We start from the raw sequence: 12,826 nt of genomic DNA on the forward strand, positions 1-12,826 counted from the left end.
GCGGGCGGGCGAGGGGGGCAGCGAGCGCGCGGAATGCGGGGGACCGCTACCTTCCGCGCCTGCCCTTCGGTTTGTTGGGCCGTTGCGTCAGGGCGGACGCCGACAGGCTCTTGATCTGCCTGGGCGAAAGGCTCTTCGGGTCCTTGAGCCCCTTCGCCGCGATCTTGCCAACCCGTTTGCCAGTTCGCTCGTTACGCGCCATTGTCTCATCTCCTATGCCAGGACCGCCGAATCGGCGGACTTGACGCCATTATACCATTTGTTGCTATTTTGTTCGCGTTTGTTGTAGGAATGCGGCGATGACGAACCGGCTTTACTACGGCGAAAATCTCGGCGTTCTGCGCGAGCACATCGCAGACGGGTCCGTCGACCTCGTCTATCTCGACCCGCCGTTCAACTCCAACGCCACCTACAACGTGCTGTTCCGCGCGCCCTCCGGCGAGCGGAGCCAGGCGCAGATCGAGGCGTTCGAGGACACCTGGCACTGGAACGAGGTCGCCGAGGACGCCTATTGGCAGGTGCTGCACGGCCCCAACACCGATGCCGCGCGCATGCTGGAGGCGATGCGCGGCTTCCTCGGCGACAACGACATGATGGCCTATCTCGCCATGATGGCCGTCCGCCTGATCGAGCTTCACCGCGCGCTCAAGCCGACCGGCTCGCTCTATCTCCATTGCGACCCGACCGCGAGCCAATCATAATTTGCGATTTTTCCGATGCTGGTTCCGCAGATCCTTCAGGGAGCGCCATCTGGATTCGCCCGGAAATTTTGCCTTCCAATAGAGCCAACCATTCAGGCTGGTTTTCCCTCCATCCTTTGTAACGGCAAGCGCATCCGCCGCGGCAGATAGCGACAGATATGAAGTACCATTGACTACGAGGACTCCATCTAGGAACTGTCCCTCGTAGACTTGACTGCCACGCTGATACTCCATTCGAGCGAGTGAGCCATGCGGAACTTCCACGCCATCCTGTACGAATGGACGACCTTCTCCGCGTGGAGTCTCAATGGTCATCCTGGGGTCAAGCGGAGGCAATTTCAGAAGCCGGCGAAGTGCCACGTACGGTGGCTCATCAAAGCTTCGGCGTTCCGTTTCGATCAACTTGTGGATGTCGAAATCAATTTCGATTGAACTGAGCTGCGGCATGGCGCGCCTCCTGCCATTGGGTTTTCGAGAAACTATCACCTCGAATCCCTCTCGTCAAGAGTAGAAGGAGTTTTTAGAGTAAGTTGAGATTTTTGCACCTGCTTCTCCGTTCTGCGGCTGCGGCACGACGGTGCACGCGGCGCAAAAGCTCGGCCGCCGCTGGATCGGCATCGACATCACGCACTTGGCGATCAGCCTGATCGAACGGCGGTTGCGCGAAGCCTTTTCCGGCATCGTGTTCGAGACCCACGGCGTGCCGAAGGATATCGGCGGCGCGCGGGCGCTGGCGGAGAAGGACAAGCACGAGTTCGAGAATTGGGCGATCACGCTCATTCCCGACGCCCAGCCCTTCCGTGGCGGGCAAAAGGGCGCCGACACCGGCATCGACGGCATCGTCTATCTGAGGACCGGCAAGTCGAAGACCGACAAGGCGATCATCGAGGTCAAGGGCGGCGGCGTTTCGGTCGATCAGGTGCACAAGCTGAAAAGCGTGATCGAACGGGAAAACGCGATCGTCGGCCTGTTCCTGACTCTGAGGGAGCCGACCCGGCCGATGGTGGCCGAGGCGGCGTCCGCCGGCTTCGTCGAGATCGACATGGGCACCGGCGCGGCGCGCTTTCCGCGCCTGCAAATCGTCACCGTCGAGGAGCTTCTGAACGGCGCCCGCCCGCACCTGCCGATCATCGACTCGACCGCCTTTCGGAAGGCGCGGCGCGAGGAGCGGAAGACGCAGGAGGAGCTGGACCTCTAAGTGAGGGCAGCCGCCTCACCCGAAAGCCGTGCCGCCGCTCAGAGCCAATGGCAGCGGGTCGTGTAGATCTGGCCCTTGGAGTTCCGGTACTGGCACATGCCGTCGCTGACTTCGAGAAGGAATGTCCCGAACCCGCCGATCAGCGCGCCTGCAACCGCGCCGCCCGCGGAGCGGGTTATGGCCGCTCCCGCGGCAGCCCCGACGCCCGCACCAGCCGCGGTTTTTTCCACGGTCGTGCACGCCGCCAGGGTAAACGTGGCGGCCAGCGCCACCAGGATGGTCTTCATGGCATTCGCTCCTTTGTCGCCGCATCGCACGGCCATCCGCCTCCGACCGGGGCGGGAACCGATCCTTGCCGCGTCTCTTCCAAGCCGCGCCCTTGTTCTGACTCACATTAGATAGGGTCGCGCGTGGCGTCTGTGCAAGATTGACCGGTTTCGCCGCCCGGCCATGAAGTCCAGGGATCCGAATCGCCGGCCCCTCGACTTGCCCGGCGGCAATGGAATGGATCGCCCCCGCCTATCGCCCCCCGGCCCTCGCTTCGCGAGCCCGAGGACAAGCTTTGCCGATCCCGAGGGCAGGCTTGTCAAGCCCGGCGATGACGATGGGAACAACAAAGATGGGCCGTGGTGGCGAAGAAAAAAAGCAAGCGGAAACCCGGGCATATCCCCTTTTGTTCATTGACGATGGGATCGCAATGCGAGGCCGCGGCCGGGCGGGGCTCAGTCCCCGGCGACGAAGAATTGCCATTGGCCGTCCGGCGTGATGCCGGCGCGGTAGAAGATGTAGGCGCCGAACTCCTCCATGTCCTTGACGTCCTGGGCGGTGACGAGCTTGTAGAGCTCGACCTGCTGCTCCGGGCTCAGCCCGCTGAGCGGCACCTCGGCGAAATAGGGCCAGACATAGATCTCGCTTGGGCCGTCGTGCTTGACGCGCACGAAGCCGGCCTCGAAGACCTCGATCATGATGGCCAGAAGCTCGCGCCCCTCGCCATCGCCGGAAACATCCTTCCAGAACTGAATCGCATCGGTGTCGCCGCCGAAGGAGAACACCGGCGTGATGCCGTTCCCGTCCAGGATCGGACGCAGCCGCTCGATGTCGCCGCTGCGAGCGGCCTCGATGATCTGCTCGCGCAGGCGCGCCACGGGCGCCGGCAGCAGCGACAGGTCGTAAATCACTTCGGGCGGCGTGGCGGTGAGTTTGCCGAGCATTTGCCCTTGCCCGGCAGTGGGGGCGGATTGCGCCGGCGTCGGGTTCGTCTGCGCCGCCAGGCGCGGCAGCGACGGATGAAGCCCCTCGGCCGCACCGGTGAGCATGACGGCAAGCAGCATCACCGCGATTGCCGCGAATAGGCGCACCATTGCCGCACCCCCGTCGGCGAGCCGCCCCCGCCCCTCGACCAGGCCCGCCAGTATAGGCCGGAAATGGGCCGCTGTCTCGGCGGCGAAACGCCCGCCGCGGCGGCTGCGGCGGATCGGAGGTTTACTGTTTCGTGCGGTTGACGGTGAAATCGCCGTGCTGGATACGGCGGGGCAGGCTCTTGACGAGCTGGGCTACGGCGTCCTCGCCATAGGTCTTGACGAGTTCGCTCAAGGCCGCGAACAGCGCCGCGTGGGCGATGAGCTCGACGTCCAATCCGTCGTGGCGCGCCTCTTCCCAGGCCTCATGGATGTAGGCCAGCGCGGCGATTTTCTGTGCCCCGACTTCGTCGAGCTCGTAAGGCGTCAATTCGGTCATGTCGTGACGAGGGCTCATGAGCTTGATTCTTAAATCCCTTGCCGTGCGTCGGGTGTTCTAACACGCTGAGGACTGATTGAATCGCGGAAACGCTTTAGTGGTTAATCAGCGTATCGCGCCTTGATGACCCCGGTGAGGTCGCGGCCCTCGGCGAGATAGAGGTCGATAGCCTGCGTGGCCGACGGCGTGCACTGGCGATAGGTCCGGTCGAAGCCGCGATAGCCCGAGTTGAAGCTTTCGACGAGGCGCGCCCGCCAGGCGGGGTTGGGCGCCTCCGCTTGCATCAGCTCTTCCATCTTGTTGCGCCACAGATCGCCCTCTTCCGCGCCGCACAGGCCGCGCAGATAGTGGATGGCGCCGAGGATTTCGGCGAGGCGAAGAAGCTCCTTCTCATAGGGCGGGAATTCCGAGCCGCCCGGACTGGCGCCGGGCTTCTGCGCCTCCTCCGGGTTCACGATGATCGGCGCCGTCGGCAGCGCGAACGGCGACACGGACGGATTGGGCTGGGGTCGCGACTGGCGCGGCGTGGTGGTGACCGGAAGCGCCGGATCGTCGCCCCGCGCGGCCAGGCGCAGATAAGTGTCGGCCTCGGCGGCCCGGGATTGCGGCGCAAGCGCCGTCCCCGCCTCCAGGCCGGCGGCCAGGAGGATCGCAAGACCAACCCGTCGCGATGTCCGTTTCATGTCGCCGCTTCCTGATCGGCTAGCCGCCCATCATATGCCGGCCGGCCCCCGGCTTTGCAAGGCACGAAGCCGCGGGCGGCCTTGCGATGCGGTCTCAGGTTCCGAGGAAGAGCTGCGTGCGCAGGATCGTCTTGGCGGCCCCCTCGGTCATTTGCAGCTCCTGCAAGTCTTCCGCGCCCGCCCAGCGCACCGCGTCCGCGTCGCCTTGCGCGCGCGGCTCGCCCTCGCGCCAATAGCCGGCGAAGACGACCAGCACGTAGTGGCGCTCGACGGCGCCGGCGTCGTCGCGGAGGATGATGTCGCGCCAGTCGGCGATGCCGACGAGGTCCCCGGCCATGCCGGTTTCCTCTTTCAGCTCCCGCCGGGCCGCCTCCTTGAGCCTTTCGCCGAGCTCGACCAGCCCTCCCGGCAGGCTCCAAAGGCCGGCAAGCGGCGGCTTGCCGCGGCGAACGATGAGGCAACGCGCCTCGCGCCACAGAGCGACGCTGACGGCGAGCAGGGGATGCTCGGGATAGCTGCGCGGGTCTTGTTCGGGCCGGGCCATCGTGCCGTTGAGCCCGACCTGTCGGACAATGTCAATTGTCGAAAAGAGCGTCGATGATCTCCTGGTCTCCGCCGTCCGGCTTGGCGACGCGCAAGGCCGTGCCGTTGATCAGGCTGCCGGCCTCGCCGATCAGGGCGCGCAGCTCGCCGGCGGCACCCGCGCAGCTGAAGGCGATGATCTCGGGATCTTGCGTCTCCAGCGCGATCCCCGCCGAATGGATCGCCCGCGTGGCGGTCTCGTTCAGCCGCGCGGCCAGCGCTTCGAATGTCGCCCGCAAACTCTCCGGCACATGATTGTAGGCCTCGAGCGCCAGGCCCGCGTCGCGCAGCGAAGAGCGGGCGAAGTGCTCGCGATAGCTTCGCGGCTGCCAGGCGATCAGCTCCTCGAAATATTCGGGGAGTTCGGGAATCATCTCAATGATCATCTCTACGACATTGAAATGATTCAGGTAGTCTGTAGCGAGAAGAGTCTTGGGATTGACGTTCGTGCCCTTTAACCGGTCGCGTTCAAAGCCCTTCGCCGCAGGCGTTTCGGCACTTTCGCGACAAGTCTGGTTTTTGACGACTGGATTGGTGTTTGTCATTGAATCCGCAGGGGCAAATGGTGAAAAAATCCGCTTGGGCGAAATCACGGCAAAGCCGGTTCGCAAATCTCGTTCAGCTTCTGAAATTGGGGTTACGAATTCCTTAACTTCGCGCGAAGGGCGCGGCGCGCGGCTCGGTCTCAATCCGCGAATCGGCGTCCCATCTGGATGTTGGGCTCCTGAGTGTATCCGAGCGCCTCGTAGAAACCGCGCGCGGCGAGATTGTCGCCGCGAACGAGAAGGTTGAGCTTCCACACGCCTCTCGCCTTGAGCCAGTCCTCGGCCGTGTTCATGATCGCGCGCCCGAAGCCGCGGCCCTGCTGCCCGGGATCGACCGCCAGGTAATAGACGGCGCCGCGATGGCCGTCGTGACCGACCATGACGCTGGCGACGATCTCGGCTCCGGCGCGGCCGACAAGAACGGTCGCGTTCTCCGCCGCGCGGGCAAAATCGATGTCCTTGTATGGATCGTTCCACGCCCGGGTCAGCCCGGCGCGCCGCCACAGCGCCACCACCGCGTCGATGTCGGCATCGGTGATGGGCGCGGTGTCGAGCACTAGAGGACCTTGCCCGGATTGAGGATGCCGTTCGGATCGAAGGTTCGCTTGAGCGCCCGCATCAGGTCCATCTCGACCGCGCTCTTGACGCCCGGCAGCAGCTCCTTTTTCATCCGCCCGATGCCGTGCTCGGCGCTGATCGAGCCATGAAAACGCGCAACAAGGCCGTGGATCGCGGCGCTCACCTCCTGCCAGCGGGAAAGAAAGGCATCCTTGTCCGCGCCGACCGGCTGGCTGATATTGAAGTGGATATTGCCGTCGCCGAGATGGCCGAAGGGGACCGGACGGGCGCCGGGCATGATTTCTTCGACGACCCGCGCCGCCTCCTCCATGAATGCCGGAATCGCGGCGATCGGCACCGAAACGTCGTGCTTAATCGATCCGCCCTCGTGCTTCTGCACCTCCGACAGGGCGGTGCGCATCCGCCACAGCGCGTCCGCCTGGGCGGCGGAAGCGGCGAGCACGCCGTCCGCGGCCTCGCCAGCCGCCATGGCCGCGGTCAGCACCGCCTCGATGCGCGGCCGCACCGTCTCGGCGGCTTCGCCCGAGGAAACCTCGAGCAGCACGTACCATGGATAAGGCTGCGCGAGCGGGTCGCGGCTGCCGGCAAGATGCCGCAGCACCAAGTCAAGCCCGAGCCGCGACATGATTTCGAAGCTCGTCACCGAGCGCCCGAAAGCGTCAAGCGCGCGCTGCAACAGCCGAACCGCGGCGTGCGGCGTCGGCAGGCCGAGAAAGGCGGTCTCGCGCACACGCGGTTTCGGGTAAAGCTTCAGCACCGCGGCGGTGATGACGCCGAGCGTTCCTTCCGAGCCGATGAAAAGCTGCTTCAGATCGTAGCCGGTATTGTCCTTGCGCAGCGACCTGAGGCCGTCCCAGATGCGGCCGTCGGCCAGCACCACCTGAAGGCCCAGCACCTGCTCGCGGGCGTTGCCATAGGCGAGAACGGCGATGCCGCCGGCATTGGTCGCGAGGTTGCCGCCGATCTGGCACGTACCCTCCGAGCCCATGCTCAGCGGAAACAGCCGGCCGGCCGCCTCGGCGACCTCCCGGATCGCGGCAAGCGTGCAGCCGGCTTCCACCGTCATGGCGTTGCCCTCGCCATCGACCTTCAGAATGCGGTTGAGCCGGGCAAGCGATAGCACGATCTCGCTGCCGCCCTCGAACGGGATCTGCCCGCCGACGAGCCCGGTATTGCCGCCCTGGGGGACGATGGCGGTCTTCGTCTCGTCGGCGAGCGCCAGAATATGCGAGACCTCTTCGGCCGAGCCGGGGCGCAAGACCATCGCCGCCTTGCCGAAATATTTATCGCGCGGCTCGACGAGATAGGGGTGCATGTCGGCGGCCTCGCGCAAGGCGTATCTCTCGCCGACGATCCGAGCGAAGCGATCGAGCATTGCCGAATCGGGCAGGGCGGTCCTGGCGGCTTTCATGGGCCGGAGATTACGTGGCACCACCAATCAAGTCGACTCGGATGGCCGCGGCGCGGCCGCCCGTCTGAGACGATCGTTAATGGCCGCGCCAAGACCCGTTTCGGGGATCGTCATGACGGCAATTGCCGCAGGCCTGGCGTCGTCGAGCCGGTGCAGGAAATCGAACAGGTGGGCTGCCGCCTCGCGCAAATCTTCCGTTTCGGAGAGATTGAGCACCAGGGCCGCCCGGTCCGCCCCCGGCGGCAGGTCGGGGCCGAAGGCCATCAGCGTCTCGCCGGGCTCAACCGTGCGCACATTGAGCCGCAGCGGCGCCCGCGGCGCATAGTGCGAAGCAAGCGCGCCGGGCGCTGCCGGCCGTTCGCCGGCTTCCTCGACGACAAGCGTCTCGCCGAGCACCGCCTCGACCGCCGCCCGGTCGATGCCGCCAAGGCGCAACAGCCGCGCCGGGCCTTCGGTGCAGCCGATGATGGTCGATTCGAGGCCCACTTCGGTCGGCCCGCCGTCGAGGATCAGGTCGAGCGACTCGGACAGCATCTGTCGCACATGCTCCGCCCTAGTCGGGCTGATGCGGCCGGAAGGGTTGGCGCTGGGGGCCGCGACCGGCACGCCGGCTGCCTTGAGCAGCGCCCGGGCGACCCGATGCGCCGGCACGCGCACCGCCAGCGTCTTCAGTCCGGCGGTGACCAGCGACGCGATCGGCGCGCCGTCCCGCATCGGCAGCACGAGCGTCAGCGGACCGGGCCAGAAGATGGCCGCCAGCTTGCGCGCCCGGTCGTCGAATATGCACAGTCTCTCGGCCGCCTTAAAATCGGCCACATGGACGATCAGCGGGTTGAGGCGCGGCCGGCCCTTGGCTTCGAAGACGCGCGCCACCGCGTTTGCATTGCCGGCATCGGCACCGAGGCCGTAGACCGTCTCGGTCGGAAAGGCGACCAGGCCGCCTTGGCGAATGACGCGGGCGGCGGCGGCGATGCCGGCCTTGTCGGCGGCGATGACGAGGGCGGAATCGGTGCGCATGGGCGGCAATCCGGTCTCTGTCGAATTTTCCCTGATAGCAGCTTTGCCGGGAAATTTGGAAATTGCCCAGCGGCAAGGGCCGCGTCCACGGTCAATCGCTCCTTGCCGAAGCCCGCCAACTGGTGTTCAACAAGCCGTCATGACCACGCTTCTACTGTCCCATCCCGACTGCGCCGAACATCTGACGCCACCCGGCCACCCGGAACGTCCCGAACGTCTCGCCGCCATCGGGGAGGCGCTTGCCGACGCCCGATTCGCCGGGCTCAAGCGCGAAGAAGCGCCGCTCGGCACCACCGAGCACGCGCGGCTCGCCCATGCGCCGGATTATGTCGAATTCATCCAGGCGAGCCGGCCCGAGCGGGGCTTTGCCCGGCTCGATCCGGACACCAGCATGTCGCCGAAAAGCTGGGATGCGGCGCTGCGCGCCGTCGGCGCCGCCATCCGCGCCGTCGACGCGGTCATCGCCGGCGAAGCCGACAACGCCTTCTGCGCCGTTCGCCCGCCCGGCCACCATGCCGAAACGCGCCGCGCCATGGGCTTCTGTCTCTTCAACAATGCCGCCATCGGCGCCATCCACGCCCGCAAGGCGCACGGCCTCGAGCGGGTCGCGGTCGTCGATTTCGATGTCCATCACGGCAACGGCACCCAGGAGATTTTCTGGAGCGAGAAGAACCTGTTCTACGGCTCCACCCATCAGATGCCGCTCTATCCCGGCACCGGCGCGCCGACGGAGACGGGGGTCGGCAACATCTTCAACGCGCCGCTGGCGCCCGGCTCCGGCGGCGAGCAGTTCCGCGACGCGGTGGAGACGGTGATCCTGCCGGCGCTCGATGCCTTCCGCCCCGAGCTGGTGATCGTCTCGGCCGGCTTCGACGCCCATGCGCGCGACCCGCTCGCCAACCTCAACCTGGTCGAGCCCGATTTCGCGTGGGTCACGGGCGAACTCGTCGCCCTTGCCGACAAGCACGCCTCCGGCCGGCTGGTCTCGACGCTCGAAGGCGGTTACGATCTGCAGGGCCTGGCCGGGTCCGTCGCGGCCCATGTCGAGACCCTGATGGAGAGCTGAGATTGGCCGAGTCGAAACCAAAGCCGGTCGAAGGGCTGAGCTTCGAGGACGCGCTCGCCGAGCTTGAGAAGATCGTCGCCGGGCTCGAGGGCGGCACGGTGCCGCTCGAAGAGTCGATCGTCCTGTATGAGCGCGGCGAGGCGCTGCGTGCCCACTGCGAGGCAATGTTGAAAAAGGCCGAGGCGCGGATCGAGAAAATCACCGCATCGGAGGGTACCGCGGCGGGGACGGAGCCGTTCGATGCGGGTGATGGGTGAGCGTCCGCGCAATGAGCGAGCGGCCGGCGTCGGAACCGGGTGAAGCCTGCATCCTGTGCCGCGACGAGCGCGCCGAGATCGTTTCGACCCGCGACCGGCGCAGGCGGCCGCTCACCAGCGTGCTGTGCGCGGAATGCGGCCTCGTGTTCAATTCGCCGGTCCCTGCCGATGCCGCGGTCGAGCAGTTCTACCGTCAGGCTTACCGCCTTGAATATAAGGGTGCAGCGGTTCCAAGCCGGCGACAGATCGTTCGTAATTTCAAAGGCGTGCTTACATTTTTTGAGGTCAATTCTGAGCTGCTCGCGAAGGCCCGCACCTGCCTTGACGTCGGCGCCGGCAGCGGCGAGTTCCTGTTCTTCGCCCAGGCGGTCGGCATGCGGGCGATAGGCATCGAACCGAACGAGGGCTACGCGGCCCATGCCCGCAACAGCCTCGGCCTCGATGTGGCAACCTCCTTCATTCAGGACACCGACTATCCGCAAGGCGGTGCCGACCTCATCCGTCTCAACCATGTGCTGGAGCACCTCAACCGGCCGGTCGAAAGTCTCAGGGCGCTCGGCCGGTGGCTTGCCGGAGAGGGGGTGATCTACATCGAGGTGCCGAACATCGAGACCTATGCGCGCGGCAAGTCGCGCGGAAACATCTTTCACTTCGGCCACATCTTCAATTTCAACCCGTGGACGCTACGCGCCTGCGCCGGGCTTGCCGGCTTCGAGGAGGTGGAAAGCGTGCGCGCGGCCAACGCCCGTTCGACCGGCACCTTCTTCCGCAAGGGGCGAACATGGACGGCCGAGGAGGCGCGCAACCCGGACAATGCAGCCCGCATCGCCGAACTGCTCCGCCGGCACTATGCCGAGCGGCGGGTCGCCAGGACGGCGGCGAAGATGATGCGCAAGCTTAGGCGCCACGCCGGGGAGATGGGGACCGGGCTTCGCCTCGCCGAGCCCGCCGCCATCGGCGCCCATTTCGTGGCGCGGTTCAAGACGGGGGCTGCGGGCCGCATGGCGGGTCCGTGACCCGGGCCATTCGGTCTGCAGGGCGGCGTCGGTGATATCGGGGGTCTCATTGAGCGAGTATGAACGCTGGCAGGGCCGCTACGGGGTTCCCGACTATATCTTCGGAAAGGAGCCCAACTATTTCCTCGTCTCCTGCAAGGCGCTGCTGCCGCGGTCCGGCAAGGCGCTCGCGGTCGCCGACGGCGAAGGGCGCAACGGCGTCTGGCTCGCCGAACAGGGGCTCGACGTGGTCTCTATCGACTTCTCGCCCGCCGCGCAGGAGAAAGCCCGGGCGCTGGCGAAGGAGCGCGGCGTCAAAATCGCCTTCGAACGGGCGGACGTGCACGATTGGGCCTATCCGGAATCCGAGTTCGATGTCGTCGTCGAGATCTTCACCCAGTTCAGTTCGCCGGCCGATCGGGCGAGGAAGTGGGCCGGGATGCGAAAGGCGCTGAAACCCGGCGGGCTCATGATCATCCAGGGCTACACGCCAAGACAGCTGGAATATGGCACCGGCGGCCCGAGTCAGCTCGAAAAGCTCTATACGCGCGTGATGCTGGAAGAGGCGTTCCGCGGCTTCCACGACATGACGTTCGTCGAGGAAGAGGTCGAAATGCGGGAAGGCACGTCGCATGGCGGCATCGCGGCGGTCATCAATTTCACCGCGCGGAAATAGGTCGGCGCCCGGCACGCGGGCGCGCCGGATTATCAGAGCATGAGTTTCTTGACGCCGAGGATTACCGGCGTCCCAGCCTCGTCGGTCAGGACCGGCTCTCCGGCGGCGACGATCAGCAGCAAGTGCCCCCTCAGACTGCCCCTGAAACGGCGTTTCAATTCGAAGGCGACCGATCCCCCTTTCGCGCTCACCGCCGCGTCCTCCTGGGGAGACCCCTCCTGCATCCAGATCAACCGCCCTATTGGTGAGAAGACGTAAGCCTGCAGACGAACCTTGTAGCTGGAATCCTCACCGCCACCCTCCGCAGCGAGCGGAATAGGAAGGGCCGAAAGTTCAAGCGACCCGGCGACCGAAAGCGTGGCGGCGTCCATCTTCGCCGAAACATCGAACGTGGTGATATCCGCCGGGAGAGAGGCCAGGCGGTCGAACGCAAAATTGGAGCCGTGGAACGGGAGGCTTTGTCCGAAGTGAACGATCAGTTCTTGCGCAAACCAGACCGTAGAGACATTCACCGCCGCGAGCGATGGTCCGAGAGTCCCGGTGGTCGCAGACGGCTCCGGTCCGGTTTCGGACGGCGCCGTTGCCATTTCTTCGGATGGCGCGGGCTCGATTGCGTCGGAAGGCGCCGCCGCGGCCTCGGAAGCTGCCGGTTCGGCCTCGGGCGCCGCCGCCTCGGTTTCCGACGTTGCCGGTTCGGTCTCGGATATTGCCGATTCGGTTTCGGGCGCCGGCTCCGTTTGGGCCGATGCTTGTTCCACCCAAGAGGCGATGGTCCAGTATCGGCCCTTGCCGGCCACCTCGACCAGGATGAATTCCGTCGTCTCGCTGCCGAAGCGATCCTTCTTGCTTTCAATCGGATCGCTCACGGTCGTGCCGGTGGGCAGATCGACGCAGATGGAAGGATAGGTATAGTCGACGTTGCCATTCACAAGTTCGTCCACGAAGCGCTGATGGTCCGAGATGGAGGGACAACCTTTGCCGTCGACCCTGAGAACGCTGGCCGCGTAAGCAGACGGGCCGAGCAACAGCGCCGTGAGAGGCAGGATCTGGAGGATTGACCGGCAACAGGGAATTTTCATAAAATTACCTTTCCATCCTCACTCGAATACGTTGCGCCGAACTCGTAAACAGCCGACAACTCCACCGTTATATTTATTTTCTTCTGGTGCGGTCCGTGATACTCGAAACCAACCGCTTGACGCCGGGCAAGAGAGTTTCGGCATCGGACGCGTCTCATGCCGAAGCCTAGCCTTTTGACAGTCGACGTTCAATGTGCGGAGCTTGAATGTTGGGATTAATTGTGGCTCTTCCGCGGCCATGAGGCGGGCAACGGGGCTTTCCCACAGGCTCATAACGGCACGGCAGCGTGAATTGCGCCG

The 12,826-nt window shown here is 65.4% G+C and carries 18 protein-coding genes; 6 read left to right on the forward strand and 12 right to left on the reverse strand.

What is annotated here, in order from left to right:
• Positions 1 to 46 precede the first annotated feature (46 nt).
• Positions 47 to 202 carry a hypothetical protein gene (locus tag Q8P46_09375; protein MDP2620372.1) on the reverse strand — a complete coding sequence of 52 codons (156 nt, stop codon included), beginning with the start codon at positions 200 to 202 and terminating at the stop codon, positions 47 to 49.
• A gap of 97 nt (positions 203 to 299) precedes the next feature.
• On the opposite strand from Q8P46_09375, the gene Q8P46_09380 reads away from it, so the two are divergent.
• Positions 300 to 701 (forward strand): hypothetical protein, encoded by a 402-nt coding sequence (locus Q8P46_09380; GenBank protein ID MDP2620373.1) that lies wholly within the window; start codon positions 300 to 302, stop codon positions 699 to 701.
• Here the strand turns inward: Q8P46_09380 and Q8P46_09385 are convergent.
• On the reverse strand, positions 696 to 1,148 hold the full coding sequence (locus Q8P46_09385; GenBank protein MDP2620374.1) for a hypothetical protein: 453 nt from the start codon (positions 1,146 to 1,148) through the stop codon (positions 696 to 698). The genes Q8P46_09380 and Q8P46_09385 overlap by 6 nt on opposite strands.
• 88 nt (positions 1,149 to 1,236) lie before the next feature.
• Here Q8P46_09385 and Q8P46_09390 point away from each other — a divergent pair, with 88 nt between their 5' ends.
• Entirely contained in the window at positions 1,237 to 1,899 is a 663-nt protein-coding gene (locus Q8P46_09390) for a DNA methyltransferase (GenBank protein ID MDP2620375.1), read from the forward strand.
• 38 nt (positions 1,900 to 1,937) lie between these two features.
• Here Q8P46_09390 and Q8P46_09395 read toward each other — a convergent pair whose 3' ends face one another.
• The 9 genes from Q8P46_09395 to Q8P46_09435 all read right to left on the reverse strand — a co-directional run bounded on the left by Q8P46_09395 (position 1,938) and on the right by Q8P46_09435 (position 8,453).
• Entirely contained in the window at positions 1,938 to 2,186 is a 249-nt protein-coding gene (locus Q8P46_09395) for a hypothetical protein (protein ID MDP2620376.1), read from the reverse strand.
• A 435-nt stretch (positions 2,187 to 2,621) separates the two neighbouring features.
• The gene (locus Q8P46_09400) at positions 2,622 to 3,260 is read right to left on the reverse strand and encodes a hypothetical protein (GenBank protein ID MDP2620377.1); all 639 of its coding nucleotides are present in this window, start codon (positions 3,258 to 3,260) and stop codon (positions 2,622 to 2,624) included.
• Between the two features lie 121 nt (positions 3,261 to 3,381).
• Positions 3,382 to 3,654: a hypothetical protein gene (locus Q8P46_09405; GenBank protein ID MDP2620378.1), complete on the reverse strand. Its 273-nt coding sequence runs from the start codon at positions 3,652 to 3,654 to the stop codon at positions 3,382 to 3,384.
• An 83-nt stretch (positions 3,655 to 3,737) separates the two neighbouring features.
• Entirely contained in the window at positions 3,738 to 4,319 is a 582-nt protein-coding gene (locus Q8P46_09410) for a TIGR02301 family protein (GenBank protein ID MDP2620379.1), read from the reverse strand.
• A gap of 94 nt (positions 4,320 to 4,413) precedes the next feature.
• Complete coding sequence (locus Q8P46_09415) at positions 4,414 to 4,863, reverse strand: NUDIX hydrolase (protein MDP2620380.1); 450 nt, start codon at positions 4,861 to 4,863, stop codon at positions 4,414 to 4,416.
• A gap of 31 nt (positions 4,864 to 4,894) precedes the next feature.
• Positions 4,895 to 5,590 carry a hypothetical protein gene (locus Q8P46_09420; protein ID MDP2620381.1) on the reverse strand — a complete coding sequence of 232 codons (696 nt, stop codon included), beginning with the start codon at positions 5,588 to 5,590 and terminating at the stop codon, positions 4,895 to 4,897.
• Positions 5,587 to 6,003, reverse strand: coding sequence for a GNAT family acetyltransferase (locus tag Q8P46_09425; GenBank protein MDP2620382.1), 417 nt, complete (start codon positions 6,001 to 6,003; stop codon positions 5,587 to 5,589). The genes Q8P46_09420 and Q8P46_09425 overlap by 4 nt, the downstream gene beginning before the upstream one ends.
• Positions 6,003 to 7,400, reverse strand: a complete 1,398-nt coding sequence (locus Q8P46_09430) for an FAD-binding oxidoreductase (protein ID MDP2620383.1) — start codon at positions 7,398 to 7,400, stop codon at positions 6,003 to 6,005. Before Q8P46_09430 ends, Q8P46_09425 begins: the two co-directional genes overlap by 1 nt.
• A gap of 63 nt (positions 7,401 to 7,463) precedes the next feature.
• Positions 7,464 to 8,453 (reverse strand): L-threonylcarbamoyladenylate synthase, encoded by a 990-nt coding sequence (locus tag Q8P46_09435; protein ID MDP2620384.1) that lies wholly within the window; start codon positions 8,451 to 8,453, stop codon positions 7,464 to 7,466.
• A 139-nt stretch (positions 8,454 to 8,592) separates the two neighbouring features.
• Between Q8P46_09435 and Q8P46_09440 the strand changes: the two genes are divergently transcribed.
• Genes Q8P46_09440 through Q8P46_09455 form a run of 4 tightly spaced genes read left to right on the forward strand, consistent with a single transcriptional unit; the run spans position 8,593 to position 11,447 of the window.
• Positions 8,593 to 9,519: a histone deacetylase family protein gene (locus Q8P46_09440; GenBank protein ID MDP2620385.1), complete on the forward strand. Its 927-nt coding sequence runs from the start codon at positions 8,593 to 8,595 to the stop codon at positions 9,517 to 9,519.
• Positions 9,516 to 9,776, forward strand: coding sequence for an exodeoxyribonuclease VII small subunit (locus Q8P46_09445; GenBank protein MDP2620386.1), 261 nt, complete (start codon positions 9,516 to 9,518; stop codon positions 9,774 to 9,776). Before Q8P46_09440 ends, Q8P46_09445 begins: the two co-directional genes overlap by 4 nt.
• Positions 9,777 to 9,787: 11 nt before the next feature.
• Complete coding sequence (locus Q8P46_09450; protein ID MDP2620387.1) at positions 9,788 to 10,792, forward strand: class I SAM-dependent methyltransferase; 1,005 nt, start codon at positions 9,788 to 9,790, stop codon at positions 10,790 to 10,792.
• 49 nt (positions 10,793 to 10,841) lie between these two features.
• The gene (locus Q8P46_09455; protein MDP2620388.1) at positions 10,842 to 11,447 is read left to right on the forward strand and encodes a class I SAM-dependent methyltransferase; all 606 of its coding nucleotides are present in this window, start codon (positions 10,842 to 10,844) and stop codon (positions 11,445 to 11,447) included.
• 32 nt (positions 11,448 to 11,479) lie between these two features.
• On the opposite strand, the gene Q8P46_09460 is transcribed toward Q8P46_09455, so the two are convergent.
• Positions 11,480 to 12,526: a hypothetical protein gene (locus tag Q8P46_09460; protein ID MDP2620389.1), complete on the reverse strand. Its 1,047-nt coding sequence runs from the start codon at positions 12,524 to 12,526 to the stop codon at positions 11,480 to 11,482.
• Positions 12,527 to 12,826: the final 300 nt, after the last annotated feature.

The organism is Hyphomicrobiales bacterium (assembly GCA_030688605.1).
Taxonomy (GTDB): Bacteria; Pseudomonadota; Alphaproteobacteria; order Rhizobiales; family NORP267; genus JAUYJB01.

What these genes read in the sequence shown, in the direction of transcription:
- Q8P46_09400 (MDP2620377.1), bottom strand. Translation starts at nt 3,260, where the DNA reads ATGGTGCGCCTATTCGCGGCAATCGCGGTGATGCTGCTTGCCGTCATG.
- Q8P46_09440 (MDP2620385.1), top strand. Translation starts at nt 8,593, where the DNA reads ATGACCACGCTTCTACTGTCCCATCCCGACTGCGCCGAACATCTGACG.
- Q8P46_09460 (MDP2620389.1), bottom strand. Translation starts at nt 12,526, where the DNA reads ATGAAAATTCCCTGTTGCCGGTCAATCCTCCAGATCCTGCCTCTCACG.
- Q8P46_09385 (MDP2620374.1), bottom strand. Translation starts at nt 1,148, where the DNA reads ATGCCGCAGCTCAGTTCAATCGAAATTGATTTCGACATCCACAAGTTG.
- Q8P46_09380 (MDP2620373.1), top strand. Translation starts at nt 300, where the DNA reads ATGACGAACCGGCTTTACTACGGCGAAAATCTCGGCGTTCTGCGCGAG.
- Q8P46_09415 (MDP2620380.1), bottom strand. Translation starts at nt 4,863, where the DNA reads ATGGCCCGGCCCGAACAAGACCCGCGCAGCTATCCCGAGCATCCCCTG.
- Q8P46_09375 (MDP2620372.1), bottom strand. Translation starts at nt 202, where the DNA reads ATGGCGCGTAACGAGCGAACTGGCAAACGGGTTGGCAAGATCGCGGCG.
- Q8P46_09410 (MDP2620379.1), bottom strand. Translation starts at nt 4,319, where the DNA reads ATGAAACGGACATCGCGACGGGTTGGTCTTGCGATCCTCCTGGCCGCC.
- Q8P46_09395 (MDP2620376.1), bottom strand. Translation starts at nt 2,186, where the DNA reads ATGAAGACCATCCTGGTGGCGCTGGCCGCCACGTTTACCCTGGCGGCG.
- Q8P46_09405 (MDP2620378.1), bottom strand. Translation starts at nt 3,654, where the DNA reads ATGAGCCCTCGTCACGACATGACCGAATTGACGCCTTACGAGCTCGAC.
- Q8P46_09430 (MDP2620383.1), bottom strand. Translation starts at nt 7,400, where the DNA reads ATGCTCGATCGCTTCGCTCGGATCGTCGGCGAGAGATACGCCTTGCGC.
- Q8P46_09450 (MDP2620387.1), top strand. Translation starts at nt 9,788, where the DNA reads ATGAGCGAGCGGCCGGCGTCGGAACCGGGTGAAGCCTGCATCCTGTGC.
- Q8P46_09435 (MDP2620384.1), bottom strand. Translation starts at nt 8,453, where the DNA reads ATGCGCACCGATTCCGCCCTCGTCATCGCCGCCGACAAGGCCGGCATC.